We start from the raw sequence: 26,131 nt of genomic DNA, 5'->3' as shown, positions 1-26,131 counted from the left end.
TCTTCTCTGAGGATTTCCAGCACGATGGCTGCCTTTTCCTCTGGGGACCATGTTCGTCGTTTTCTATTCATGTGTATAGTTTATCTTATTTTCTGGAATTTGTGTCCAACTATTTGTGAACATTATCTATCTTCCCCAGGCAAGTAGCGAAATCCAAGCACTGTTTGCCAAGACCCGCTTTGCGGCCGGTGGCCGATGGCTGATGATCCCGGTCACATCGGAAAGGGTTTTAGACGATGTAAAAAATCTGATTCAAATCCGTGTCAAACCAAAACTGCGTTAAACTGGGCTCTCGAAAGAAATCAAATCAGCTCCGCAACCTAGCTGTTTTTGGAATAAAAAGCACCGTCGTCTGACAACTTCTGGACGCTGACAACCGCTATCCCGATGGATCATCCTTATCTGATAAATTTTACCATCGCTGCTAAACCGTTTTGAGCTTAAACGCCTTCACTACCTGAGCGATGCCGGCAACCCCGTCTTCAATTGCCCTTAAATCGGTGTTACCATATCCCAGTACTAACGCCTGGTCACCGGCTATTTTTGCCTGCCCAGAATTTCCGTTATCATTCACAAAATAATCCTTCAAGGTTGTCACAACAATCTGTTTTTCGTTCAGGGCTTTCCGAAGTTCTGCATCAAACACTATCGACTCAAAGGACGCAACCAGATGCATCCCGGATCGGGTTCCGGTCACAGAAACATCATCACCAAATTTTTCTTTCAGACAGGCTTCCAAATCGTCGCTCTGCGTTTCGTTGTCCGGGGATACGGTTTCCTTTCGCTCAAAACAGATCCCTTCACTGACGTAGGTGCCGGATCCTTCCTTTGCATAAAGATACCCTTCCGCCCAAAGCTGTTCATAAGCTTCCATCACCACATTGCGTGAGACCGAAAGAAACTCGGAAAGCCCCCTGGTGGATGGCAGCTTTTCATCTGCTTTCAAATCCCCTGTAAAAATGGATTCCTTTAGTTCATGATAAAACTGACGCTATTCCTTTTTTCCTATCTGCCCCAATTCATCGTCAGCGGTAAGAATGCCACCATTCAAGGCCTGCAGCTTGGTCTTTTCTTTATGTTGCTGACGTTACTTGTTTTTATCCTCTATGGGATTCTGGCTGGCAGCTTCAGTGTTTTTTTAAAGCAGTCTCCCAAAACCTATCTGCGCATTCAGCAGGGTTTTGGAGCCGTTTTTATTGTTTTTGCAGTGCAGTTGGCGTTGTTTTGATAAAATTGTCTGCGCTGATAATCCAAATGAATTAAGTTCTTGCTCAAAAAATCAACGCAAAAAAAAGCCCCGATCGGTAACCGTATGCAACTCTTTTTGCTTTATTTCTCAAACAATTTCATTTTTTCCTCTGTTGTATCCTGAAATAATTTATTTTCGTTTTTCTACCGTTTTAAATGAACAAACGGTATAACAATTACCGCAAAGAATACAGTTTTTTTGATTGATAAGGTAAGGGCTTCCTTTTTCAATACAGTTTTGAGTGTTTCTACATTTTCATCTTACAACAAACAGCCAGAACTCTTCGATAATCAGTTCGAGGGACGCCGTATTCAAGGTTTCCATCGTTGCCAGATCTTCTTTCGAAATCGTCCCGAATTTTTTCGTCAGCACCTTAACCGCCATTTTTGATAAAGCCTGTGTTTCTCCTTCTTTCCGTCCTTTTTCAAGGCCTTCATCGATACCTTCATTTCTAAAAATTTCAGCCAATGTCATGGTTACTTCACTCCCTTCCGGATAGGTTAATTTAATCTGTTTTAAAACAGACTTCAGTTGATCTTTTGAAAGCTGAGGTCCGGCATTTAGAATATAGCGCATGCAGGTTTCAATCAAGAGAAATTCGTTTCACTCATTTCTCTTTGATTCGCGGGCAGTCGCCAACTACAAGCAAGGTTGTGATTGGCTCGTTGCCTTCGCGCAAAATACTGAATGCCCGTTTCTTTTTCTTCCAGTTCATTCATTGCTCTTGCTGCCTGAATGATGGTGTCGAGAACCGCCTGACTGCTCTTCTGGAAAACATCTCTAAAAATGGATAGCGTAATAGCCAACTGGGCGTTACCCTTGATGTCTTCATCAGAAAATTGAGACAGATCATAGATCTGGTAGCGAAAGTTTGGTGTCATTTCTTTCACTTCTTCCGGCAGAGCATCATAATCTATAATCAGATCTGCCAGCGTATCACCGATCCCCCATTTTTCTTTGCCATGATAAATGAGTATGGGTATGATCACTGGAATCTGTCTGGCATTTTCTTTGACAGCTTTCTGCTCCCAAATCCGAACCATGTAGTTGAGCAACTGAAGAACAACGTTTTTACTGGTATAGCTTTTATGTTCAAAGAGAAAGTAGAGATAACCATCCCTTTGATTTGCCTCTGATTTATGAGTGCGGGAATAAGGAATGGTGACGACACAAAAGAACCGCCTCTCCTGCATCAGTGTTTTCTTTAATCAATTTCCGCCACAATGTCATTGACCTTGATCAGATCCTGGGGATTTATTTTCAAGGTGAAATTGGCATTTCCGACCCCGCCGTAAACATAGGGATAGTTTAACAAATGTAGATCCAGCACACTTGGCAAGTGATGCCCCACCAGAGGAACGCTTCCCACTTCAAAACCAATAGTTTCGAAGACCTCATCTGCGCTTGCCATTCTCACCTTTTTGCATTGCAAAATTTTCTTGATCTGTTTAAAATCGATCCGGCCCCGGTCTCCGGATAAGAGTAAAGCGAAATAACCCTTTTCACTTTTAATAATAAGCGTCGGCGCCGTCTCACAAATTTCATAAAACCCCAGTGCATCATTAACCGACAAAACAGGCTTTTCATTCGGCAATATTTCAAAATCCACATCGCTGTTATTCAGCCATATTCTGAGTTCTTCTATTGTCATTCTGTCCCCTTTCACAAAACCGCCGCTCCTACCCCACTACCAGCTTATTCGTTTTCTTCAAAAACTTTGCCGGGATAGGCCGGTGGAGGTGCCAGGTGATGTTCATCGGTTTCTTCTCATTGTTTTAGTTCTTAAGTTCTAGTTGGTTAGACTGTCTATTTCAATATGTTTAGGATCACATCACCATATTTTTCAACTCTAACCGGTCCAAAACCTGAAACGCCCAGTAATTCTTCCAAAGACTGTGGCATTTTGCAGATCAAATCCAGCATTTGCTGATCACTGAAAACACAGTAAGGTTTAATATTTTCTTCCCGGCTCTTTTCCAGCCGGAAGGCTTTTAGCTTGGCTACTAATTCAGTATTCCGGGAAATCATCGGCTCCGCCGGTTCCGCCGCTGGCAGCAATTCCACCGGCTTTGCGACCACTACGGGTTGGATTACTGTTTGATCCACATTGGTCTCCGATAAACGGTTGATGATATCCTCATATTTCTTCGCATAGTCGGTTTGGCCAGGTTGATGCAACGCCAGAAATCGTTCAGCCCAGTCTTTCATATCTTTATCGCTGTTAACCATTTCTTTTGATTGCTGAACCGCTTTTTTTATATATTGATTTAACTGATCCGCCCGAATCACTTTTTCTTTGACTTCCTTCTTTGCATATTTCGCATTGAGTACCGTTTTCGGATTAGCCAGAACTACAATCGACTTGTAAAAATTATCAAAGTATTTATCCGCAAGCATTTTAGTTAAAGCATTTTTTTTGCGTTCTCGATTAAGCTGTTTTAAAACTTCCAAATGCCGCTGATTCTGGGTGATCGGTGAATAGATTCCCTCTTTGACGGCTTTTCCATTCCAGGAATACTTTCTGACAAAATTTCCCTGGTTGTCAATATCGATATTGCCGAAAAGGTTTTTGCATTCAATGAAAAAGACGAGTTTTCGGGTGACCACGATATAATCGATCTGCGCCGACAACCCGTTGATTTCCAGATGGATATCGTGTAGGACATACAGCGGCAGCCCACTGTTCTTCAGTTCAAAAGCGATGTTATTTTCACCAAGTTCTCCGTAAGATACCATTTTAATTTCACGATCAAGCTCATCCTTGACCTTGCCGGTGGCTTTAGCTTGCAGTTCTTTCAGACGCACAATATATTGAAACGCATCGCTTTCTTCTTTTAGAAAGATCGGGGTGTTGAGTTTGTTGAATAATGCCATATTATATTTCCTTTCAAAACTTCTATGAAATATTTATTCAGTTATTAAACGAATTGGAAAGATCCAAACTTTTCTAATGTTACCATCATCATCTTCTTGTTTTGCAGGATAAGGTTTATCGCATAATACACCAACACTATGATATATGTATTTTTAGGCTTGATCACTTCAAAAATATGGAGTTCTACGCCATTCGTTTTTGACTGGGTAGCGTTATATTTTACCTATAATAAAGACTCTTTTTATTACCCAGTAATCACTTTACTAAAAATTCAAAGGCTAACCGCATAGTTTGAGCAATATTTTGTAATTTGAGAACCTTTAAGTCCATCATTTCTTACTCCTTATCCCTGATTAAGACATCAGTCGGGTAATTCGACTGATGTCTTCTTTTCCTTTGCAAGTGGTTATTTTCTGGAGATCTTTATGTTGGGCAAGATGTTAGGTGATGTCGAAATCTTCTTTTAGGACGATTGGGTTCGCAAGGTGAAAGTATATTGCCATATCTATAATTTTTCTAACTTAATATTAGTTTTAACAAAAGAGACGAATTTATTTTCTCTAAAATATCCACATATATATGTTAATTCAGCAGTCTAAATTGAATCAGAATCTTAAAACATATACCAATTCGTACTTTAAAAGGAATGACTGAAAATCACACTTCAATTTCTGTTATTCAACCTAAGCCCAAAAAAAATTATATTTAATATATTCTTTTTTTCCTTTGTAATTAAAAGCTTTTGCCAATTGCGAAAAATCGTGTGTTAATGAAGCTTTTAAGAAATAAATATATTTCTCATCCTCTGGTGTTATTATATTTTTTTCATTTCTTGATTCAGATACCGTATTGACTTCAAAATAAGTTTTTTCATAATCTAACATCATTGAAACTCTTATATATTCATCTGGAAAAGACTTTCCATTCGAAGCTACCTCATTTTGGATAGCATAATCAGTAATCATTTCATGAATCACAATATTTGATGTTGTATTAATAAATAAATCTGCTAATTCAACAGCTTCCAGAATTTCATTATTTTTAGGTATTGAATACTCATGTTCCAATTTATTTCGCACTTTTCTTGTTCTATTTATTAAAGATACCGGACTTATTCCCAGTGCCTGAATTATTTTCAATTTTTGTGCAATGTTTTTTTCACAATTACTTTCTGTATTAAACTCATCAATAATTATCTGAACTTCAGGATATCTTTCCAAATTCAAATTTTTATAGTCATAGCCTAAATATGCTAAAATATAATCAGTTTGACAGTCAATTGCCCTTTTTGCATTAGCTACAACACTAATTTTTCCTTTTATTTCTGTTATTTGAGTATCACTTTTCGCAAATTTCAAAAAATCTTTTGGCATGATTTCAAAAATATCAGCTTCAAAAGAAGTTTGTACATCCCCTTGAATATAAAAATTGTTCCACTTTATCTTAAATATATCACTTAATTCATTCATAACTATCTCTTCCTATATTTAAATTTTCTCTTTTTTTAGATTTTCCGATTCATTCTAAAAAATTATTAAAACAAATCTTCATTTTAAACCTTCTTTCAACATTTAATTTTCAATAACATCATACTATTTAAACTTTTCATTTTAAACAAATTCCATTCCGGTCTCTTCTTTTAAATACAAATCACAATTTTCGTCCAATAATGATTTATGTTTTTTTAGATATTCCTGTACAAAGGGTGCCACCCAATATTGACTTCCTTCTCGCGGTGTATCGCCACAATCCAAATAGTCGACATAATCATAGGACATCACACAAAGCGGCATTACAAGTACTAGCAAGAATAGAAATGCTACAGTAATATAATCCAGCTCTTGAGTAAATTCTTTGCTATATTTTTCAACTTTCTCACCCATTCTATGAAGCGGTTCATTATAATAACTTTTCCCATTAGAATGGACAAAATTATTAAGCTTATCTCCCATTTTTTTAAATGCACTTTGTAAATTAAATTTTTTTATAGCCGAAGATAAGTATTCTGATTCACCAATTGCTTTTAAAACTTCAGAACTGTTCAAATTCGATAATTTGTCTTCCATCCAATCAAGTATAAATTTTTCATGTTTGTTCATACTGTCTTTATCAGAATTTTCCAACAAATTGATATCTTTTGAAATTGTGAGAATATATAAATAATAAAACAAATCATCTCTGTATTTTCTAAGTAACGTATAAGCATCTGCAAAATTAGTATTTTCACAACACTTCTTAATACTTTCTAATGTTCGTGTTGTAGAATCTAAAATTAGATTTGTTGGTATTATTTTGTCGAAACGAATGAAGGTAAAGTCTCTTCCAAAAGATAGGTAACTTAAATCTACCATGAAAATTTGTGTCTCGCTAATAATGTTTATTAGGTCTTTTATATAATTGTTGTTCAAAGCTGTATTTTGATTTATTCTAAATTCTGACAACCAATCAAAGCCATCGCTTTCAATCGTATCTTCTTGGTTATTTTTCGAGTTTCCCATAATAGCATTTACTTACCCTTTCAATGTCATTTATTAATCATATCCACTAAATATTAATGCTTAGCGTTTGTTTTGTTACCTTCCTCCCAATCACATTCAACCACCTCTCCCCATCTCTCCCATCTCTTACATCCCCAGTAATATAGGTCTCAATTACAGTCAGACCCACCACCGGCTCAATCAAGGTTTTCAACCGCCCCTCATCCAGATCCGTAAAATACCGGCCGTTACGTTCGCCTTCAAAATCCCCGTATTTAAAGGAAGTATATAAAATGCCGCCGGGCTTCAGGGCTTTGACAAGCTTCAAAAAGATCTCGGTCAGTTCCCCGTAGGGCACATGGAGCAGTGAGGCACAGGCCCAGATTCCGTCAAAGGCCTGGTTAAAATCCAGCGCATCAAAAGTCTGGCACAGCACTGGCTGGCCGATATAGTCGCTGGCCAGCCGGCAGCATTCCGGTGAACCGTCGATGGCGGTGACGGTATAGCCCAGATCCAGAAAGGCCTTGGCATCCCGGCCGGAACCGCAGCCCAGATCCAGAATGTGGCTGTGTTCCGGCAGCTGGCTGAGAAAGCGCTGGTGCAGTGCGGAAAGATCGGCGTCGATGGTGCCCCGGATAAATTCCCGGGCGGTTTGGTTGTAGTAGTCGAGTGTTTTATTCATCAGGGTCTCCTGTTTCTTCAATGCTGGCGGATCATCGTCAACGTCAGTATTGCTTTGATGACGCCCGGCCTTGACCGGCGGCGGTTACTGTTGCAGCTTTTCCAACCGCTCTTTATAGAAGCGCTTGGTACGGTAATCGATGATGTCCTTAAAATGCCCAATAAAAGCCGGATTGGCGATAAAAGCCTGCAGGGCCGGGGCCAGACAGAAGCGGTCGTCTGCTTTCACAAAATACTCTCCAGCAGTCTGGGCCAGAAAATGAACGGGATTGCGATTGGCCAGGGCGATGTATTCTTTTTTGCCCCAGTGCAGAGCATCGGCGGTGCTTTTGTCCCGGAGCAGATCGATGCGGTTTGAGGCATTGGCATAGAAGGCCATAAAACTTGCGCCGATTTCGTCCGCGCTGATGGTCATCTTGATCCGGCCGCCGTTGTAGAAGGCCAGGAGCACCGGCATTTTATAGGTTTTGGCCATGGCGGTGTTCTCAATGTTCTTCAGGAACTCATGCCCGACGGTTCCCAGAAGCATTTTTTCGTCGTCAGTGGCCTGGCCGATTTCATTTAAAAAGGACAGATAATCTCGGAAAAGGTTGAGTTCTTTTTTGCTTCTGATTGTCTGGTAAATGTCCGCGTCCAGATGCACAAACAGGTCCAGCCGCAGGGGTCTTTGGCCGAGTTCTTCCTGAATGTCGAAAAACGCCGCAATCACCCGGTCCTTGATTTTCTTCTGATCCTGAGCCATTTTTTTAAACAGATCCACCAATCTGAAATCGAAATCCACAAAACAGTCCTCGGGATAGTCGTCCGCACTGGGGAGCCGGTCAGTCTTTTTGCCCGGTCGGTGCCCCGGCGGTTCGCTGGTCAGGAAAAAGGGAATCAGGTTGGCTTTTTTATAGTTCCCGATAAAATCCAGCACGTTGACATATTGTTTTCCCCGGGACTTGCGCAGGCCGCGCCCCAACTGCTGCAAAAAGACGGTCGGCGACTGAGTCGGTCGGAGAAACAGCACCATGTCGAGTTCGGGAATATCCAGGCCTTCATTGAACATGTCCACCGCGAATACGACCTGGAGCTCACCGGTCTTCAAGGCTTTGATCGCCTGTTCCCGGGGCCGCACCAGCGGCTGCTGGTGCACCTCGGCTGATCCGCTGATGACGGCACAGCAGGCAATGCCGTGTTTCCGGAAATACCGGGTCATGTACAGGGCGTGATTCCGGCTGATGCAGAAGCCCAGGGCCTTGTTGCTGTCGTATTTAAGATAGTTCTGCAAAATCAGGTGGCCGCGCTGATTGATGCTGGCCAGTTTCTCAAGCGCGTCCTCATCGTAACGGCCGTTTCGGAAAGGGACTGCGGTGTAATCCAGATCATCATAAATGCCGTAATACCGAAAGGGTACGAGCCAGCCTTTGTTGATGGCTTCTTTCAGGCGGACTTCGTAGACCACGTTGTAGTCGCAGAGCGCAAAAACGTCCTGATTGTCCAGCCGTTCCGGAGTGGCGGTCAGACCCAGCAGAAATTTCGGTTTGAAATAGTCGATGATGTTCTGGTAGTGATCGGACACGGCGTGATGAAATTCATCAATGATGATGTAGTCGAAGGCATCCGGGGGAAAAGTGGCCGCCGTCAGGTAGGCTTTGTTCCCCAGCGTCTGGACCGAGGCAAAAATAATGTCTTCGGCGGTGTCTTTTTGGGTGCCGTTGAAACGGCCGGTGCTCAGCTCATAGCGGACACACGTGAAGGTGTGTTCAGCCTGGCTCAGGATTTCGTCCCGATGGGCGACAAAGAGGATGCGGGTATAGGCTTTGGAATCGAAGGCCGCCAGAAAGGTTTTGCCGATCCCGGTGGCGGCGACAATCAGGCCTTTGTCCAACTTTTCCCGGCGGAAATTTTTCAGTGCATACAGGGCTTCAATCTGGGCGTCTTTGGGCTGCGGAAAGGCCATCAGCGGCGGCGGGTTCGGCTCCTCCGTATCCACGACAAAGGCCGACTGCCCCTGAGCAACCCGGTTCGTTTCGTCAGTGGCTTGATCAGCGCTTTCCAATGCTTCCGCATCTTCAAGCTGCTGATAGAGCCGGGGGCGTTTCCACTGTTTTGCGTATCTTTTCAGCTCGGCATCGTCAATGGGGATGGCGTGATCCGCCAGCAGTTCTTCAAAAATCCGGCGGAAATAAGCGCAGTCCGCCTGATTTTCCCGGGAATTGATCCGATAATTCCACTCGATGCCGGAGGTCAGGGCCGACTTTGAGAGATTGGACGACCCCACAAACACTTCGTCATAATCGGGGTATTTAAAAAAATAGGCTTTCGCATGAAAGGACTGATTGGGGACATTGTAAAACCGCAGATCAAGCTGATCCCCCAGGGCATCTTTGAGCAGATAGAGGGCTTCGGGCTGAGTGATGTTTAAATAATCGCCGCACAAAATCCTGATTTGCACCGCACGGCCAGCCGCCGCCTTCAGATCGTCAAGAATCAGGCGGATTCCCGACGCCATCAGGAAAGACACATTGATATCGATTTCAGCGGCGGTGGCGATCGACGCCTTCAGGTAGTCATATAAATGATCCTGCTCACCGGTGATGCAGTTTTCATTATAGGCGTTGGCGCCGGTTATCCGATAAGTTCCCATGTCTCTCCTCTTTCTGTCTTTGTTGATTGGGTTATTGCCAAACGAACAATGATTGCTTTGCGATCTGTTTCCACAACCCATTTTGTAACGTGCAGGCGAACCGGCTCGCAACGCCCACGGCTCTTGATTAATCGGACGGCCCGGTTACAGCAGCCGGTTCTCCGCAAAACTGTAATAGCCGTCCCCGGCGACAATGATGTGATCGGCCACCGGGATGGCAATGGCTGCCGTGGCCAGGCTGATTTTTTTGGTCACGTCCACATCCGCCCGGGAGGGCTGCAAACTACCGCCGGGATGATTGTGGGCCAGGATGATGCTGGCCGCCTGGTGACGCAAGGCCGTTTCGACAATCAGTCGGGGGTAGACCGGCGCTTCATTGATGGTGCCTTCATGCAGCAGACAGGCATGATTCACCCGGTTCTGACTGTCCAGGCAGATCACATAAAACACCTCATAGAGCCGGCCGGTGAAGAGCGAAACGGCATACTCCCCGGCCCGGGAGGTGCTGTCCAGGACGGCTTTTTCCTTAAACTTGCCGCGATTGTAGCGCCGGCTCAGGGCCGGCATCAGGGATAAAAGCACCCCGGTGTTTTCCGTGACTCCCGCTAGTTTGCATAAATCAGCGGGATCCGCATCAAAGACGCCGGACAGGGAACCGTATGCCTTAATCAGCTGATGGGCCAGTTCGTTGGTATCCTTCATCGGGATGCAGTAAAAAAGCAGCAGCTCCAGAATCTGATGATCCTCGAAACTGTCGATGCCTTCCGTCAGAGCTCTGTTTTTAACCCGTTGGCGATGACCTTTGTGCGAATTTTTCTCCATACTCACCCTCATCTTTAAAAATCAGACTAATACTATTACGCTAATAAAATAATTTTACAACTTTATCGATAAGCATGCAAATGAAATCGACTATTTCCTGCAACATTTCATCAAAATTGAGTATGTTTACCGATTGCTGGTTCATTTACTGAAGATATTTTTTATTAAAAAAAGCAGCCCCTTTCGGAGCTGCTCGGTCAATCAAAATGGTCAAATAATACGTTATAGCTGATCAATAAAGACCCTAACCAATTCCGCGTCAAACTGGGTTCCGGCATTGTTTCTCAGTTCGGCTATTGCCACCTCTACTGGCAGTGAAGACTTGTAGCTTCTTTCACTAATCATCGCATCATAAGCATCGGCAATCGCACAAATCCGTGCCTGAAAGGGGCTTTCCCGGCCCTTAAGACCTTTGGGATAGCCTTTACCATCCCATCTTTCATGATGGGCCAGGACATACTCGGCAATCTCTATCAAATCGTTATTGGTGCTGAGAATGCGATAACCGATTTCGGCATGGCCCTTCATCTCAATCCATTCATCCGCGGTGAATCTATCCCGTTTATTCAGGATTTTGTCTGATATGGCTATTTTGCCGATATCGTGCAGTAAACCAAAGGCTTTCAGCTCCTTAATTTTATATTCTTCCAAATCAAGAGCCATGCCCATCCGTTCACATAGACTTGACACATTTCTTGCATGAACTTCCTCGCGTTTACTTTTACGATTGAGCGCATCAATGATATTGTCAATGACCTGTCCTTTTAAACTTGGGCCTTCAAACAATTTGTTGTGGTACATCGTATCTTCAGCTTTTCGAATGACCTCTTTAATGTCGTCATCCGCACTGATTTTCGTTTCGGATCCAAATGAAACCGAGATTTTTATGCCCTCGATGCTTTCTTTTATTAACAGGTTTTTGATCCGTTTGATCATTTTCGCTGCTTCATAGGAATCTGTTTCGGGGAGTAGGATAACGAACTCATCACCACCCACTCTGGCGATGATGTCATCGGCTCGGCAACCGTTAGTGATCGCTTTGGCAGTCTTGATCAACAACTGATCACCGTTTTCATGACCAAACGAATCGTTAATGAGTTTTAGGCCATTGACATCGCCCATCACAACCGTCAGGGGCCATCTTCTTCTGGTATCAAGCCGGGTTAATTCTTCTTCATAAAACCGACGATTATACAGTCCCGTTAAATGATCATGAAAGCTCAAATATTTAATGGCATCATCTTTCTTTTTCTTTTCCGTAAAATCTCGAAATACCAGAACAACACCGGATAAATTGCCGCGTGCATCGATAATCGGCGCAGCACTATCCTCAATCGGTCGCTCGATGCCATCTTTGGAGATCAGCAGAGTATGATTGACAAGCTCGATGGTCTCTTCTATCGCCAACACTTTTGCGACCGGGGTATTGCATCTTGCTCTGGTGAATTCATTGACGATCTGAAAAACGGCTTCGATGGGCTGACCAAACGCTTCCGCCTGGGACCAGCCGGTGAGCTGTTCAGCAACCTTGTTCATGATTAACACCAGCCCCTGAGTATCGGTTGAGATGACGCCGTCACCAATGGAGATCAGGGTGGTTTTAAACAGCTCTTTTTCATTATAAAGCTGATCTTCCACGGCCTTGCGTTCGGTGATATCCTGTAGGATGCAGTGGGTCTGTTTAAACGTGCCATCACCATTATAACCAATCTTTCCCTCAAATGCGATTACCAACCGCTGCCCGTTTTTATGGCGCATCTCAAATTCACTATGAATGTACCCCTGCGATTTAAATAGCGGAAATCGTACCCGAAAACCCTCGACATATTCAGAACAGAGAAAATCACCAAACCATTTTCCGATCACTTCTTCTCGTTGATAGCCCAAAGTTTCCAGCCATTTGGGATTCACCTCAATAAAATTGCCATCGAAATCCAGCGATTGATACCCCATGGGGGCTCTGGTGAAGAGCAATTGAAATTTTTTTTCACTCTCTTTAAGTGCTGCTTCTGCCCGCTTCCGTTCAGTGAGCATTCGGGACAAGCTGAGGTTACTGAAACTCAAAGCCGAGATCATGGCACCCAGCTGAGCATAATAAGACATGACCTCAGCAACGGTTTCGCGCTCATAGCGGGGCACCCGGTTGAGGGCATCAAGGTATTCGGTCTCATCAAAGCCATAGCGCCGGGCCTGATTGCGGAAGTATGCCACATCCGGCTCTTCATCGGTATAAATAAACTGTCCAAAATGGATACTGCCCATGTGGTGGCCGGATACCACAATGGGTGAAGACAGATCCCACATGCCGTTCTTGCAGCGGTAGGATTGAAATGTTCCCGACTCAATGTCACGAGCCAGAGACATGTCGCTCTCAACACAATTCTTCCGGGTTTCAGGATGGCAACGATGAAACTTTGTGCAGATATCCTGCCAACCAACGCTCACCAGCACCTTCCCGTTGTTGTCGATAATGGTACCTGACATGCCAGTGATCCGCTGGAAATTCTCCATCAGCGACCGCAAGGCCGGAGCATCAACAATATCGGCGAGAGCTATTTCATCAAAATCGATTTTTGTTCCAATCATGGCCGTAAGTTTGTTGCTAACGGTCGTCTCGCTCGCCGTTCGCTTGTCGTCTTCAGAATTCATACGATCCACTTCCTTTTTTTTAGAGGTTTATTATTTGTCTTTTTCTTACCCCATTTAAGGCTTTTCAATCGCTTGATGGTTGACACATTCGGCTGCTTTTTTTCCGGTCCTTGTATCAGACCCAAAATAGTTCGATTCAAAGTTAAAAGATTTTAAAATTAGGGAAGCAATGCATATCTGACGATGATAAATATTTGAATAATTACACTATTCTATTGTATAATTAAGTACAATTATACGAGTAAAATAAAGCGAACGGGTTAAGCGTGATTATATGAAATATGGGCAAGATATTGGAGGAGGTCAAGGATGACTGTTAATTTAAATGAATACTTTAAAAAGCAAAATAAATTTAATTGATGACGATATTACCATTGTTGTATTGAGCAATGATTTAGTAAAATACCAATTCTTGTCAATGAGCGGGGCTGGTGGTACCTATATAAGTAGAGAGATGGCTTCATTAATTTATGGTAAAAAGTTAGGTGCTTTAAGGAAGATATTCTAAAAGCGATTCTTAATATCGATCGTTACTGCACATCTTTTATAACATGTGAATTAAGGGAAGCTTAAAATGACTTCCCTTAAAAATTAAAGGCCTTTAACGCGATTGCCATTCTGATCGAAATTCTTTTTTAATGCTTTTTCAACCGGAAAAATGGATGCGATCAAAACAACCATCTGAACCGTCAATAACAGCAAACAAATCATGCTCTCAATCTCCTGATTGAATAAAAACGCGATCACACTGATGATCAGCGAGAAAATCAACAGCACCCCGCCTATTTTCCGCCATAATTTTCCGAAGTAAAGGTGGGCAAATTCCCATGTGTCCTTATTTTTCTTTGACATCGTTGTCCGATAACCATAAAAGCTGTTGATTTTTTCGGGCCCGTGATTTCTAAATTTCATGCCAAAAAACAGCATAATAATGGGGATGATTAAATTACTAGCAACTATAAATAAAGTATATCCCATCTAACGCCTCCGTATTGTCTAATATTTCGTGAATTTCTTCACCGTCTATGACTTTTTTGCCACGCTCTGATTATAACATTATGGTATATATTTGTCGCGGTGAATTTTAAAAATGTAAAAAGTATTTGACATTCTGATCCGCATAATGTTAGACTATAAATGTAAAAAGTATTTGACATTCATCACGTGTTTTTTGCCGCTATCGATGGTATTTTATTTTGGCAGATGATCATTTTACTGATTACAATTTAAATATAAGGAGTGATTTTAATGAGAAAAATGGACGAAATGGAAATGAGTATTAGTTTGAAAGCGATAAAGGGGGCCTGGGCATACACCGTTTTATTTTTAGCGGTTTGGGGTCTCATCGATTGTTTACAGACTGGAAGATTTGGTTTTCCTTTTTTTCTTCTGGTAACCCAAAATCTTGTTTTCATAGCCATTCAAACTTTTCTAAAATGGAAACTCGGAAAAGATGAAAAATAATATCAAGGTCCTACGAAAACAAATGGGCATGCGACAGGAAGATATCGCCACGGCGCTTGACGTCACCAGGCAAACCATCAATGCGATTGAAAATGAAAAGTATAACCCGACCCTGGAATTAGCCATGAAACTGGCTAAACTGTTAAACACAACGGTCGAAGCTTTATTTATTCTTAACAGCTAAAAAAAGCACCGCATCATTTCTGACGCGGTGCTTTTTCACGGCAGATTTGATTAATTTATCCGTTCCATCGTCAGTTTTCCAGTGGTGAGTTCCTTTTCTGTCAGCGCTTCGGTGGCATAGCCCAAGGCAATGGCGGAACAGGGAATAAAGCCTTGCGGCACTTTGAGTTCGGCGCACAGCGCCATATCGATGCTGATGGCAGCGATAATCCCCATCAGATAACAGCTTCCCAGCCCCAGATCGGCAGCGGCGACGGCCATATTTTCGATAATACAGGCGGCATTACAATAGGGCACCCCGCTCATTGGCCCTTTCAGCTCCGCACCGGATACCAGAATCACCGTCGGTGCGCCATAGGTCGGATGCGTGCCGGTTTTTGCAAACAGCGCCGCTACGGCTTCATCAATTTTCTCCAGTAACGCTTTATTTTGAATGACCGTCAGCTTAACGCTTTCGAATTGCCCCATCCCGACCGGCGCCGCATTGGCCGCCTGCAAAATAGTCGTCAGCTCGGCCTCGGTAATCTGCTGCGCTTTGAAAACCCGGGATGACTTTCTTTTGGCGATTGCCTTCATTGTTTCCATTTGTCTTCCTCCTTGATTTTTATTCTAACTCTATTATACTAGCCTCCGAACAGAATACAAGGCAACATTATCTATCGATGCGTGTCATTTTTCAACGTCAAAAAGCAAAGATGCCCGGATCGTTGCTTCTTTGGTTTCTGCTGTCTGAGCCACTAGGGGATCATTCTCAGCCGTCCGCACGCCTAAAACACAGCCGATCATAAAAACCAAAAAAAAATTGAGAAAGAGCAACTGCTAATGCTCTTTCTCATAAATTACCAGCATGATTCTGCTAAAAAAGCTTGTCAGACAGCACCGTCACTCCGAACTCTGGAGGCAGTCATCTTCATGGCCCATAAACAGATTGCCATAATGTCCCTTATTTTTAGCCACATACATAGCATGATCCGCCTTTTTATATATTTTCCTGAAATCATCCTGTTCGTTTATAAACGCAATCCCAATGCTCACAGAAAAAAACGGAATCGTTTGTTTTTCTTTAATCCGTTGCTGTAGACTATGATTGAAACCTTCTATTTTTTGCTCGATCTTTTCGTCATTTTCCTGCATGTTACTTACCAGCACAATAAACTCATCGCCCCCTGATCGTGCGATGATATCGGTACTTCGAAAACTGTTACACAGAACCTCTGCAAGCAGTTTCAGCACCTCATCCCCCACCGAATGGCCATATATATCATTTACCTGTTTAAAGTCATTAATATCCATAAACAACAGAATCCCTGTCTTATCTGCGGTAAGACCGATTTTCATCTGTTCTTCAAAGGCCCGGCGATTCAGTAAACCGGTGAGAAAATCGGTTTCTGAAAGACGTTTGTACATTTCCACGTACTTGACTTTTTCTTTCATCTCCAATTCTGATTGAATCAATTCATATTTTTGGGTGATGCTATTCATGCCAACATAAAGGCATCGAAGCGCAACGAAAAAGAGAAGATAAGTAAGCAACAGGTCAATCTGTTCATAAATTGACCGATAATAATACATGGTGGGATAAATCGAAAGGGCGATGATCAGTACGCAAAATACCACCAAAAACAGCGAAACCAGATACCACTCCGAATCAATGATCTGCACAATGTGCCGAAATGACTTACGTACATATTTAATCTGAAGTAAAATGATCACCGTAAAAACAGCAGCCCGCATCAACAGATAGACCATCTCATTTAATTGAAAATAACTGTTAGTCAATGTGGCGCACCCCATACTGACTCCAAAATAAATGATACATTGGGTCAAAAAAATGAAAAAGGTTACCCAGAATTTATCAGTCGATTGAAAAAAAATCAATCCGCCGATAAAGACAATAATCAAGGGGAGATAAATCTTCTCTGCCATATCAATGCCAATATTCTGATAAATACCGGTTAAAAAAAGACAACTTGCCAATATTATAAAAATAGAAATTACTATTCTCAAACCAGTAGGCTTGTGAATATTCCCGATAGCCATTGTCATCGCCATGATGGCAAAGGCTGATTCGATGCATCTTAAAAAAAATAAAGAATCCACACTCTTCACTACTTTCAATAATAATATAAGCATTTTTCATTTGAATGACATTATTTATTATAGCATTTATTAAGATATTTAAACAATTGTATTTTCTAACATGCCTCTGCAACCACCCAAAGTTCGGATTCGTCCCAACTTGCTGAGTGGCCGGACGAGTTCAACGGCAAACTCCCTACCCCAGTCTGTAAAATCACCAATGTTACGCGTTATTTGGTATAGTTAGCCGAGCTTTTGATATCTTTAAAGAAATTGACGATGATCTCATCATATATGTTCAGCAGATCTTTTTTTGCATCGTTTTCGGTATAGGGCAGCACAAATTTGCTCAACAGCATCACCACGATGCCCCGATGATGACATAAAAGATGCGTCAACGCTCAGGTTGGTGCCATTCTTGATAACCATTCGCCTTTCGGCACTGAGGGCCAGAACCGGATCATGAGTTGCGATCAAAACAATTTTTTCATTCGTAACCAATAGGGATATCGCTATTTTTCGATCAATGCCGGCATTTTCATTTCCAGTTCTGGACGCTGTGAGCAAAAACCAACCTCGCTGAATAAATCGCCAACTTCTTCACTGATAAAATATTTTGATACAGCCCTTGCATCTGCACTGCAATTCTTTTTCGTCAGCATCACAACCGGATTCATGACCGCACCGTCTTCCGGCCAGATCACCTGAACCGTGTCGCTTTCCTTCACATGATTAGCAAATGATAACGGAATCACACTGATAAAGGGTGCTTGCTCTTTTTTACTTCCGGCAAGGGCGACCATCTGTGCTGGATGCAGCCTGGATTTTATATTTCGAGCCAACTTTTTTATTCCTTCGATGCCATGGTTGTGATAAATTTCAAATAATACGCCCTCACACAATTCCTCGTCGGTATGGCCTCTAAAAGCAATTTTCTGCTCATACTGCGAAGATAGGAGATCCGCCCATTTTTTTGGCGGCTCAAGATCAGGATAATTCGTTTGATCGACTAAAAAACAAGTGGATTGACAGCAACGATATCGTAGTACGCATTGGGGTCGATAACGCCTGATTCCTGATAGGCCGCTGACACCTCAAAGTCAAGCGATGATTGAAAGGCCCCCTTCTTTGTAAATCGTTCAATAAATGTGGGAAAGAAAAAACGGCTAAATCCCGGAGCAACCATGATATCCGGAAGCTTATCAAGGTCTTCAATTGTTTTAATATCTTCGAAAAAATCAGCCTGAACAACGGCATTGGATAATATCTCATATTTTAGGGAAAGATCATTATTTTTCAAGGTGGACATCAAATTCCACATAGCCATCCGTTACTGTTAACCCTGAAGCAACCGCTTCGGCTCCCGAACAGGTATAGATTTCTCCGGCCTCGTTTTTTTTCGCTTTTTCGACTTTTTTTTCTCTTGCCGATGTCCATAAAACTCCTTTAGTTATAAAAAAACGGAGACATACCCATACTTTCTGCGTATATCTCCTTGTATCACTTTTTATATCTTTTCATACTTATTCATTTGTTTTTGTTATATTTCGTTCTATTTCATTTATTATAACTAAGGCAATATTTTTTGTCAATATAAAATTTACCAGGCAATTATAACCGCAAATAAATTATTTATCCAAAGAGGCATGCTCGTCTATCATTTAAAAAAAATTAAAAAAATTACTGAGCAAAGACTCTGTTTAACATTAAGAAAGCAACGATCCAGGCATCGTTGCTTTCTTTGGTTTCTGCTGTCTGAGCCTCAAGAAGATCATTCATCCCGGCGATGCCAGGCCTCCTCTTTCTATGTCGCGGTGTAAATCTTTTTAATATCGCTTAAGCCTTCCCCGATCTCTGCCCGTGAAAAGCGGCAGTCATTGAGGGTATTGTCACTTAACGTATCCAGGATTGAATAAAAATCAATTCCCGCTTTTAAATACTCAGCATTTGGATTAAGTGTCACTTTTTCAAACAGCAGATTTTCCGCTTCATTAATTTGTCCTTCACCAACCATGGTTAACAGCTGATAATGCAGAAATTTACTTTCCGAAAAATTCCCCTGATCATCTTCAAGCTGGATTGGTGAAACCTCTTTATTAAAAATGATATTGGCTAAGAATCCTGATAATTCGTCAATTAATCGCATAATATAATCGTCGTTGTACATTATTTTTCTTCTTTCATTAATCGATTTTCGACACGGTTGTACCCATTACATTTTAGCAAATCAACCGGGTAATCGCAATGTTTATCATCTTTAATAAAGAAACCTGCAAGGATTCTCTGCCGTCTATTTTTTCCGCCTCGCCCAGCTCCGCGACAATCTGCCGCAGCCGTTTGGGAATCGGCACCCCCAGATGGCCGAGGTTTTCGATGATACTGACGCATTGGTTCGTAGGGGCGATCCATGATCGCCCGCCAACGTTGATTTCCAAGCCAAACGTTAATTGCCCACCCCGACGTTTCGGGCCGACAATGTCAGCCCCTACGGGGATGATGAATAAGATCGGGTTTATTTATATCAGCGTCAATTTAAAATCGGGTAATGTGATGCCGGATGTCAATATTTTATATCCCGACGTCTGGTTTTCATGCCCGACATTAATTCCCGAACTCCGTCGGGGCGATTATAAATCGCCAGCAAACATTAGTTTTTAAGCCCCCACCAGTTCCCGGACCGCCGAATGATAAAATCTTTTTCTCATTGGCCGTTGGATTTCAATTGTTATGGGTATAATAATATAAACAGAAATAAAGGAGGTTTTCATCATGCCAAATATTAAACCACTTACTGATTTGAAAAATTATACCGATGTCTTACACGAAATTACTGAGGGTGAACCGGTATTTTTAACGGATAATGGTCGTGGAATATATGCCATTATTGACATCAATGAATACGAAACCTTAAGTGCGGCCTACCAGCTGATGTCTTCCATTGCCAAAGGAAAACTGACCAGCCCGGAAAAGAAAATTGCGCGCCGTGATGATGCCGAAAAAGAGATCAGATAAAACCCAACGGCCGTAGAAGAAGCCGGAGCCACTAAAAAAAGAGCCAACAGATTCGATTCTGTTGGCTCTTCATCATTGCGGTTCTTCACACATTTCCATCAGCACTTCATTGATCATAATGGTGTCCGTCTCATTGGTCAGGGCCACCAGCGGGTTAATCCCCAAGTACGTCGCCGCAAGCGTTCCAAAGATGCCCCCAATGTAAGCACCCAGAACCAGCAATGGAAAGAAAATACCGTCAAAGCCCAGCAGCACCCCAATGAAAATTCCGGCAAACCAAAAAAGCCTTCCTGATGACCGTGTCACCGGAAGGCCGATTGCTGATGCGGTTGTTTGTGATTGCGGTTAATGCCGCCGAAAGGGGTCTAAATTATTTATTCGAAATGGACCCGAGTGGCATCATAACGATCGCTCTGAGAGGCCGGCTCGACGGGATAACCGATGGGAATGATGGCAAAGGGTTCCAGTTGATCCGGAATCTTCAGCACTTTTCGGACATTTTCCATCCGGTCTGCCAGCGGCGCGATGCCAATCCAAACGGCGCCGAGGCCCAGTTCGGTGACTTCCAGCAAAATATTCTGGGTGGCGTTGCTCAAATCGATCACGGCAAAATCCGGCATCATGATTTCTTTGCGATAGGCCGGCACAATGGCAACAGCGGCATCTTTGATACATCCGCCATAGGGACTGCAATCAGCCAGGGCGGCCAGGGTCGCCTTGTTTTTAATCACGAAGAATTCCCACGGCTGCTGATTGCCGGCAGATGGTGCCGCCATCGCCGCCTTTAATAACTGCTCAATCTTAGCCGCTTCCACTTCCTTATTCTGATACTTTCTGATACTGCTTCGATTAAAAATCGTGTTCATTTTTTCCTCCACATTTTATTTATTTTTGGCCTATGACCTTCGCAAAGGCACCGCCAATTAACATCATTGATTCATTTTCCATTACATGGTATTATTTTATCAGTTAATTTCATTAAATCAAGAATGCACTTTATTGTTACTTACTACCCTAAATGATACTAAGTATTCATTTTTTCAGATAATTGCAAAAGTTTAGTTCGATTTGCAATTACCAGAGCCTTTATTAAATGATCAAGAGGAGAAATATGAACGAAAAAAAACACTTCTGCTGTCCCATTGACGCCACCATCAGCCTGATCGGCGGCAAATACAAAACAAAAATTCTGTGGAATCTGGTTGACCGCACCCTGCGCTTTAACGAACTCCAAAAAATCGTCCAACAGGCTACCCCGAAGATGCTTACCCAGCAATTGCGGGAGCTGGAGCGGGACGGCCTGATCAATCGGGCGGTTTATGCGGTTATTCCGCCCAAAACCGAGTATTCCCTCACCGATTTCGGCAGCAGCCTCTACCCGATTCTGGAAGCCATGTGTGAATGGGGAAAAGACTACATGGCCGATGACCCCTCCGCCGCCAACAGTCCCCGCTGATGCAGCTGATACATCCAGCGCAGGTCGTAGGCCATCGCTGCGGCGACGTCGGCAAAGGGCTGGTTCTTCAGGTACCACCGGCCCATAATTTCCTGGACCCGGGGATCATTTAGACAGTCGATAACAGCCATCAGCGCCTGGGTCTGATTGGCCAGAACGGCGGCGTCTTCTTCCAGCCAGGCGTTGGTGTTTATGCCAGGCGTTGGTGTCACCTTGGCGTTTCGGGCCGGCAATGCCAGCCCCTACGGTATGATGCGTGACGTTCAGTGTTTTAGCACGGCCTCGATACCCATTCGTAGGGGCGATTATTAATCACCCGCAAATGTCGGTTTTCATGCCAAACGTTGGTGTCCACCTCGACGTTTCGGGCCGGCAATGCCAGCCCCTACGGTATGATGCGTAACGTTCAGTGTTTTAGCACGGCCTCGATACCCATTCGTAGGGGCGATTATTAATCGCCCGCAAACGTCGGTTTTCATGCCAAACGTTGGTTTTCACCTCGACGTTTCGGGCGGCAATGCCAGCCCCTATGGTATGATGCGTAACGTTCAGTGTTTTAGCACGGCCTCGATACCCATTCGTAGGGGCGATTATTAATCGCCCGCAAACGTCGGTTTTCATGCCAAACGTTGGTGTCCACCTCGACGTTTCGGGCCGGCAATGCCAGCCCCTACGGTATAATGCGTGACGTTCAGTGTTTTAGCACGGCCTCACTACCCATTCGTAGGGGCGATTATTAATCGCCCGCAAACGTCGGTTTTCATGCCAAACGTCGATTTCCACCTCGACGTTTCGGGCCGGCAATGCCAGCCCCTACGGGGTATGGCATCAATTATCCTGCCCGTGCCCATAAAAAATACCGCATGCACACAAACGTCTGGACCACCCCAAAAATTGTGAACATCCGGTATCTTAGTCGCTCCGCTTATGCAGGCGCATCTTAACTCAGTATGTTTCATCTTAGTCTTCCTTATTTAATTATTTTTGGTCCTTTTTTTTTGTTGCTCCCGATCTTTCAGGAAACTTGTTTATCCATTTTTCCACTATTTTATTTCATATCCGGTACTTTCACTCCACAGTGTAGCTCAACTTATTGTATTTATGAATCATTTCTGGGTAAGTCTCTCACTTAGACTCCATTTTTTATTTTCTGTTGTTTTTCCTTTTGATATGATTTCGGCGCCAAAATCCTCTGTCTCTATCGCTGTCTTTTATCTTAATCCCGCCATTAACCGGGCTTTACCAGTTGGCGTCCAATGAAACTATTATGGTTTCTCTGCCACCAATGTCTGATCGCCTAATTACACCGGATACAATCCCTGATGGCGGTCATTGCTACATTTCAGATCCAGGGTCGCTTCCCCGTGAACCCGATACAGATCCAGCACCCGGCTCTCACAATTGTGACATCGGATCGGTTTAAGCAGGGGATATAAGGCCTCATACTCCGGAGAGTCCGCCCGGATATGGCGACTCTCACTGCCGTTGATTTCCATCAGAATCTTTTTGCCTTCGAGCTTACATTTAATGCCGATCATTAAGCAGGAATCACTCTGGCTTACCTTGTACAGTTTGTCGTAACAGCGGATGCGCGCCTGCCGGGACTGCGCTTTTCCAAATCGGCAACCCGCATAATGCGGACATTCCACACTGGTAAACACGACTGCCGCCGATGCGGTTTCCGGCTTTTCGATGCCGATGGGATGGCTTTCCTGCGTAGTTTTCTGACGATGAGCAGACACCTTTTTTCTACTTTTCACCATTGCTCTTTTTTTCTTGATCTGTTTCATATTATCCTCACATTTCATCTAAGCCATGGAAGAAAAATTCGGTTAGTTTTATTTTTCATCCACGGGTGTGGCCAAGGATACTGCCTGTTTCACCTCCTATAATTTTAAATCCGTTCAACACCAATTGCAATGAACGTCACCATTATATCGAAAATGTCAATCGTTTACATTCTTTTTAAATGATATATTTTCACCACCAAACCATTTCGTCATAATCGGCTTATCTTAAAAATCAACGTCAAATCGCGAGTTTGGCGTTCTCTTCACCATTTTTAAGTATATCTTAATTATATCGATGCTGTCTCTCCCACTTCGTGTGTGAAACAGCTGGTATTTTGTGTTCTATTTGGGAAGCTGTTTTATTCACTTACGGACTTTCGTGTTGCCACACAGAAAGAAGCCTTCCCGACGGCGATGGTGTGAACGCCGGTGGAAGGCTTTTTGGGTGCAGCGAAAGTGCCGTAAGCTCAGCGCTCATTGTTCGCTGTTGATCGGTTACGCCATGATCTTTGAAAGGCGTTGTTTTGATTTAGATGGTGGTAGGTGTGGCATCAACCGTTGCCGATGGCAGCGATCCGCCGATGGCATCAGTCGCGGTAACGGTAAAATGATATGCCGTACCCAACCCCACTTCAAATCCGATGGTAAAGGAGGTGGCTTGGATATTTTTGAACGTGGCTGCATTCGTTTCATTTCCAGTCTGTGGCCAGCATTTAACCGTATAGTCAGTCGCTCCGGAGACCGCTGTCCAGGCCAAATCAATCTGGCCTGAAATTGATGTGGAAGTGGTGACGGTCAGATTAGCTGGTGCTGCCAGTATCGGCACCAGGATATAGCCATGCCATGCAGCTGCATCAAATCCGATTTTGTCGGCATAGTAATGAATGGTTTTTCCGGTGCCGACAGGAATCGCATCGGTAACTATCATCGTCGGGGCATTGCCATTAAAGGTTATCGTGGTCAGATTGCTGCAAGCATCAAAAGCGCCGGCGCCAATCGAAGTGACTTTATCGGGGATCGTGATTGCCGTTAAAGCGGTGCAATCACTAAAAGCGCTAGCGCCAATCGAAGTGACGCTGGCCGGAATCGAGATGTCCTTTAAGCCGGACTTCTTAAACGCATTGTCGCTAATCGTCACCAAGTTTGAATTCGCTGCAAAATTGACTGACTGAAGCCGTGAGCAGCTAGAAAAAGCACTATTGCCGATTGAGGTGACACTGGCCGGGATCTGGATCGCGGTTAAGGGGGCACCTCCAAAAGCACCATCGCCAATATCTGTCAAGTTTGAATTCGCTGCAAAATTGACTGATGAAAGATCTTGGCATAGGGAAAAAGCACAGATGCCGATCGACGTGACACTGGCCGGGATGGTAATTTTACTTAATGAGTTGCAGATGTAAAAAGCAGATTCGCCGATCGTCGCCAATTTTGAATCCGCTGCAAAATTCACCGTTTTAAGATTCGAGCAGTATTCAAAAGCATGAGCGCCAATATCTGTCAATTTTGAATCCGCTACAAAATTAACTGATGAAAGCTGTTGGCATTGGGAAAAAGTACCGGTGCCGATCGACGTGACACTGGCTGGGATGGTAATGTCCGTCAACTTCGAATTATTCGCAAATACACCATTGCCAATCCCGGTCACGGCTATCCCGTTCACCGTATCCGGAATGGTCACGTCACCGCCCGGCCCGTAGTAATTTGTAATCATCCCGCTCGCATTGATGGCGTATTCAAGCGATGGAAAATCGGCGGTAATGGTGGCTTTTTTGCTGTCACCCACTATGGTCGTTGTGGGTGTTGTGGCACCGAGAACGCTGAAACTGATCCCGGCCGGAAAAACATAACCGGTTTTAGCTGTCAGGGTGATGGTGGCGGTGTAGGCTTTATTCGCGGTAAACGTGTCTACCTCAGCAGGAGTATTTCCAGTATCACTGGTTTCTTTCCAGATCACACTTCCGCTATACTGGGTATCATCAAACGTCGTCACCGGCGTTGCTCCCACAACCGGCGCCGTCACCCCCTGTATGGCAGTGTCAGTAACCGGCACGTCAATGGTGATATTCTTTGAAACAACCGCACCATAGCCGTCGCTGGCGGTGGCTTTGACCGTAACCGTTCCACCGGCTGTGGCCGTCAGCAGACCATTGGTATCGATGATTGCGGTGCCCGTACCGGTCACCACTGACCAGTTCACGGCTTGGTTGGTCGCATTGCCCGGCGCCACCGTGGCCGTCAGCTGCAGGGTTTCGCCGATGGCAAGACTAGCTGATGCTGGTGTAATCGTCACCCCTGTGACTGGCACTTTAATGGTGATATCCTTTGAAACAACCGCACCATAGCCGTCGCTGGCGGTGGCTTTGACCGTTACCGTTCCACCGGCAGTGGCCGTCAGCAGACCATTGGCATCGATAGTTGCGGTGCCCGTACCGGCCACCACTGACCAGTCCACATTTTGATTGGTGGCATTGCTTGGCGCCACCGTGGCCGTCAGCTGCAGGGTATCCCCGATGGCAAGACTAGCTGATGCTGGTGTAATTGTCACCCCGGTCACCGGCACTGTCGTGTAACCGCCGCCGGGATCAGGCGGCGTCACCGGTGTGACCACTGGTGGCACGACCACGACCGGATCAACCGTCTGCTGGGCCGGGGCTTTTTCAAAGGTTACACCATCGGCCCCGACTTCCGCCTTGGTCACGGTACCCTGGCCGTTAACGCCGGTTTTGCCATCCAGAACCAGATCATTCACTTTGGTCTGATACCCC

The 26,131-nt window shown here is 44.0% G+C and carries 31 protein-coding genes and 1 pseudogene; 7 read left to right on the top strand and 25 right to left on the bottom strand.

Translation table 11 applies throughout. The features are described from left to right. The first annotated feature begins 115 nt into the window (after positions 1-115). Positions 116-283: a DUF3788 family protein gene (locus FZC40_RS15770; protein ID WP_243135847.1), complete on the top strand. Its 168-nt coding sequence runs from the start codon at positions 116-118 to the stop codon at positions 281-283. A gap of 141 nt (positions 284-424) precedes the next feature. Here the strand turns inward: FZC40_RS15770 and FZC40_RS15765 are convergent, their stop codons facing one another. Next, on the bottom strand, positions 425-946 hold the full coding sequence (locus FZC40_RS15765) for a GntR family transcriptional regulator (RefSeq protein WP_207724293.1): 522 nt from the start codon (positions 944-946) through the stop codon (positions 425-427). A 30-nt stretch (positions 947-976) separates the two neighbouring features. On the opposite strand from FZC40_RS15765, the gene FZC40_RS15760 reads away from it, so the two are divergent. Continuing rightward, positions 977-1,228, top strand: a complete 252-nt coding sequence (locus FZC40_RS15760) for a hypothetical protein (RefSeq protein WP_148606081.1) — start codon at positions 977-979, stop codon at positions 1,226-1,228. Between the two features lie 150 nt (positions 1,229-1,378). Here FZC40_RS15760 and FZC40_RS17875 read toward each other — a convergent pair whose 3' ends face one another. The 11 genes from FZC40_RS17875 to FZC40_RS15705 all read right to left on the bottom strand — a co-directional run bounded on the left by FZC40_RS17875 (position 1,379) and on the right by FZC40_RS15705 (position 13,382). Next, the gene (locus FZC40_RS17875; RefSeq protein ID WP_148606091.1) at positions 1,379-1,480 is read right to left on the bottom strand and encodes a 4Fe-4S binding protein; all 102 of its coding nucleotides are present in this window, start codon (positions 1,478-1,480) and stop codon (positions 1,379-1,381) included. A gap of 24 nt (positions 1,481-1,504) precedes the next feature. Beyond that, the gene (locus FZC40_RS15750; protein ID WP_186843890.1) at positions 1,505-1,825 is read right to left on the bottom strand and encodes an RpnC/YadD family protein; all 321 of its coding nucleotides are present in this window, start codon (positions 1,823-1,825) and stop codon (positions 1,505-1,507) included. 11 nt (positions 1,826-1,836) lie between these two features. After that, complete coding sequence (locus FZC40_RS15745; RefSeq protein WP_148606077.1) at positions 1,837-2,442, bottom strand: Rpn family recombination-promoting nuclease/putative transposase; 606 nt, start codon at positions 2,440-2,442, stop codon at positions 1,837-1,839. A gap of 11 nt (positions 2,443-2,453) precedes the next feature. Continuing rightward, complete coding sequence (locus FZC40_RS15740) at positions 2,454-2,900, bottom strand: aminoacyl-tRNA deacylase (RefSeq protein ID WP_148606075.1); 447 nt, start codon at positions 2,898-2,900, stop codon at positions 2,454-2,456. Between the two features lie 155 nt (positions 2,901-3,055). Next, positions 3,056-4,123: an HRDC domain-containing protein gene (locus tag FZC40_RS15735; RefSeq protein WP_148606073.1), complete on the bottom strand. Its 1,068-nt coding sequence runs from the start codon at positions 4,121-4,123 to the stop codon at positions 3,056-3,058. A 684-nt stretch (positions 4,124-4,807) separates the two neighbouring features. Continuing rightward, the gene (locus FZC40_RS15730) at positions 4,808-5,593 is read right to left on the bottom strand and encodes a hypothetical protein (RefSeq protein ID WP_148606071.1); all 786 of its coding nucleotides are present in this window, start codon (positions 5,591-5,593) and stop codon (positions 4,808-4,810) included. Between the two features lie 141 nt (positions 5,594-5,734). Then, a complete protein-coding gene (locus FZC40_RS15725; RefSeq protein ID WP_148606069.1) occupies positions 5,735-6,622 on the bottom strand; it encodes a hypothetical protein in 888 nt (295 codons plus the stop codon). A 46-nt stretch (positions 6,623-6,668) separates the two neighbouring features. Then, complete coding sequence (locus FZC40_RS15720) at positions 6,669-7,283, bottom strand: class I SAM-dependent methyltransferase (protein WP_207706741.1); 615 nt, start codon at positions 7,281-7,283, stop codon at positions 6,669-6,671. Between the two features lie 84 nt (positions 7,284-7,367). Next, entirely contained in the window at positions 7,368-9,911 is a 2,544-nt protein-coding gene (locus FZC40_RS15715; RefSeq protein WP_148606067.1) for a DEAD/DEAH box helicase family protein, read from the bottom strand. Between the two features lie 144 nt (positions 9,912-10,055). Next, entirely contained in the window at positions 10,056-10,733 is a 678-nt protein-coding gene (gene radC / locus FZC40_RS15710) for a RadC family protein (RefSeq protein WP_148606065.1), read from the bottom strand. Between the two features lie 222 nt (positions 10,734-10,955). Next, a complete protein-coding gene (locus tag FZC40_RS15705; RefSeq protein WP_148606063.1) occupies positions 10,956-13,382 on the bottom strand; it encodes a PocR ligand-binding domain-containing protein in 2,427 nt (808 codons plus the stop codon). Positions 13,383-13,707: 325 nt separating this feature from the next. On the opposite strand from FZC40_RS15705, the gene FZC40_RS15700 reads away from it, so the two are divergent. Beyond that, the gene (locus FZC40_RS15700; protein WP_243135846.1) at positions 13,708-13,890 is read left to right on the top strand and encodes a hypothetical protein; all 183 of its coding nucleotides are present in this window, start codon (positions 13,708-13,710) and stop codon (positions 13,888-13,890) included. Positions 13,891-13,973: 83 nt separating this feature from the next. Here FZC40_RS15700 and FZC40_RS15695 read toward each other — a convergent pair whose 3' ends face one another. Next, positions 13,974-14,360 (bottom strand): SdpI family protein, encoded by a 387-nt coding sequence (locus tag FZC40_RS15695; protein ID WP_148606061.1) that lies wholly within the window; start codon positions 14,358-14,360, stop codon positions 13,974-13,976. Between the two features lie 270 nt (positions 14,361-14,630). Here FZC40_RS15695 and FZC40_RS15690 point away from each other — a divergent pair, with 270 nt between their 5' ends. Then, positions 14,631-14,846 carry a hypothetical protein gene (locus tag FZC40_RS15690; protein ID WP_148606059.1) on the top strand — a complete coding sequence of 72 codons (216 nt, stop codon included), beginning with the start codon at positions 14,631-14,633 and terminating at the stop codon, positions 14,844-14,846. Continuing rightward, positions 14,836-15,030 carry a helix-turn-helix transcriptional regulator gene (locus tag FZC40_RS15685; RefSeq protein ID WP_148606057.1) on the top strand — a complete coding sequence of 65 codons (195 nt, stop codon included), beginning with the start codon at positions 14,836-14,838 and terminating at the stop codon, positions 15,028-15,030. The genes FZC40_RS15690 and FZC40_RS15685 overlap by 11 nt, the downstream gene beginning before the upstream one ends. A gap of 50 nt (positions 15,031-15,080) precedes the next feature. Here FZC40_RS15685 and FZC40_RS15680 read toward each other — a convergent pair whose 3' ends face one another. The 7 genes and pseudogenes from FZC40_RS15680 to FZC40_RS15650 form a co-directional block, all read right to left on the bottom strand. Then, the gene (locus FZC40_RS15680; protein ID WP_148606054.1) at positions 15,081-15,614 is read right to left on the bottom strand and encodes a nitroreductase family protein; all 534 of its coding nucleotides are present in this window, start codon (positions 15,612-15,614) and stop codon (positions 15,081-15,083) included. Between the two features lie 84 nt (positions 15,615-15,698). Then, positions 15,699-15,845, bottom strand: coding sequence for a hypothetical protein (locus FZC40_RS17215; protein WP_186843755.1), 147 nt, complete (start codon positions 15,843-15,845; stop codon positions 15,699-15,701). 66 nt (positions 15,846-15,911) lie between these two features. Next, the gene (locus FZC40_RS15675) at positions 15,912-17,129 is read right to left on the bottom strand and encodes a GGDEF domain-containing protein (protein WP_186843754.1); all 1,218 of its coding nucleotides are present in this window, start codon (positions 17,127-17,129) and stop codon (positions 15,912-15,914) included. A 209-nt stretch (positions 17,130-17,338) separates the two neighbouring features. Further along, positions 17,339-17,461, bottom strand: coding sequence for a hypothetical protein (locus FZC40_RS17630; protein WP_279233354.1), 123 nt, complete (start codon positions 17,459-17,461; stop codon positions 17,339-17,341). 159 nt (positions 17,462-17,620) lie between these two features. Beyond that, positions 17,621-18,294 (bottom strand): annotated as a pseudogene (locus tag FZC40_RS15665) (ABC transporter substrate-binding protein). A gap of 618 nt (positions 18,295-18,912) precedes the next feature. Continuing rightward, positions 18,913-19,275: a DUF6483 family protein gene (locus tag FZC40_RS15655; RefSeq protein WP_148606046.1), complete on the bottom strand. Its 363-nt coding sequence runs from the start codon at positions 19,273-19,275 to the stop codon at positions 18,913-18,915. A 52-nt stretch (positions 19,276-19,327) separates the two neighbouring features. After that, the gene (locus FZC40_RS15650; protein ID WP_186843753.1) at positions 19,328-19,543 is read right to left on the bottom strand and encodes a phage holin family protein; all 216 of its coding nucleotides are present in this window, start codon (positions 19,541-19,543) and stop codon (positions 19,328-19,330) included. 334 nt (positions 19,544-19,877) lie between these two features. Here FZC40_RS15650 and FZC40_RS15640 point away from each other — a divergent pair, with 334 nt between their 5' ends. Continuing rightward, complete coding sequence (locus FZC40_RS15640) at positions 19,878-20,120, top strand: type II toxin-antitoxin system Phd/YefM family antitoxin (protein WP_148606042.1); 243 nt, start codon at positions 19,878-19,880, stop codon at positions 20,118-20,120. 72 nt (positions 20,121-20,192) lie between these two features. On the opposite strand, the gene FZC40_RS15635 is transcribed toward FZC40_RS15640, so the two are convergent. After that, a complete protein-coding gene (locus FZC40_RS15635; RefSeq protein WP_148606039.1) occupies positions 20,193-20,426 on the bottom strand; it encodes a hypothetical protein in 234 nt (77 codons plus the stop codon). Positions 20,427-20,494: 68 nt separating this feature from the next. Further along, positions 20,495-20,986, bottom strand: coding sequence for a nitroreductase family protein (locus FZC40_RS15630; RefSeq protein ID WP_148606037.1), 492 nt, complete (start codon positions 20,984-20,986; stop codon positions 20,495-20,497). 245 nt (positions 20,987-21,231) lie between these two features. Here FZC40_RS15630 and FZC40_RS15625 point away from each other — a divergent pair, with 245 nt between their 5' ends. Further along, the gene (locus tag FZC40_RS15625; RefSeq protein WP_148606035.1) at positions 21,232-21,576 is read left to right on the top strand and encodes a winged helix-turn-helix transcriptional regulator; all 345 of its coding nucleotides are present in this window, start codon (positions 21,232-21,234) and stop codon (positions 21,574-21,576) included. On the opposite strand, the gene FZC40_RS15620 is transcribed toward FZC40_RS15625, so the two are convergent. From FZC40_RS15620 to FZC40_RS15610, 3 genes are all read right to left on the bottom strand, one after another. After that, a complete protein-coding gene (locus FZC40_RS15620; RefSeq protein ID WP_148606032.1) occupies positions 21,534-21,809 on the bottom strand; it encodes a hypothetical protein in 276 nt (91 codons plus the stop codon). The two genes, FZC40_RS15625 and FZC40_RS15620, sit on opposite strands and share 43 nt — an antisense overlap. A gap of 1,068 nt (positions 21,810-22,877) precedes the next feature. Further along, positions 22,878-23,366, bottom strand: a complete 489-nt coding sequence (locus tag FZC40_RS15615; protein ID WP_148606030.1) for a hypothetical protein — start codon at positions 23,364-23,366, stop codon at positions 22,878-22,880. Positions 23,367-23,895: 529 nt separating this feature from the next. Then, positions 23,896-26,131, bottom strand: a 2,236-nt coding sequence (locus FZC40_RS15610) for a leucine-rich repeat protein (protein WP_148606028.1), incomplete at its 5' end; no start/stop codon positions are given.

Source organism: Acetobacterium tundrae, assembly GCF_008086615.1.
Classification (GTDB): Bacteria; Bacillota; Clostridia; order Eubacteriales; family Eubacteriaceae; genus Acetobacterium; species Acetobacterium tundrae.
The sequence above is the reverse complement of the archived record's forward strand: the minus strand, read 5'-3'. Positions and strand labels throughout refer to the sequence as shown.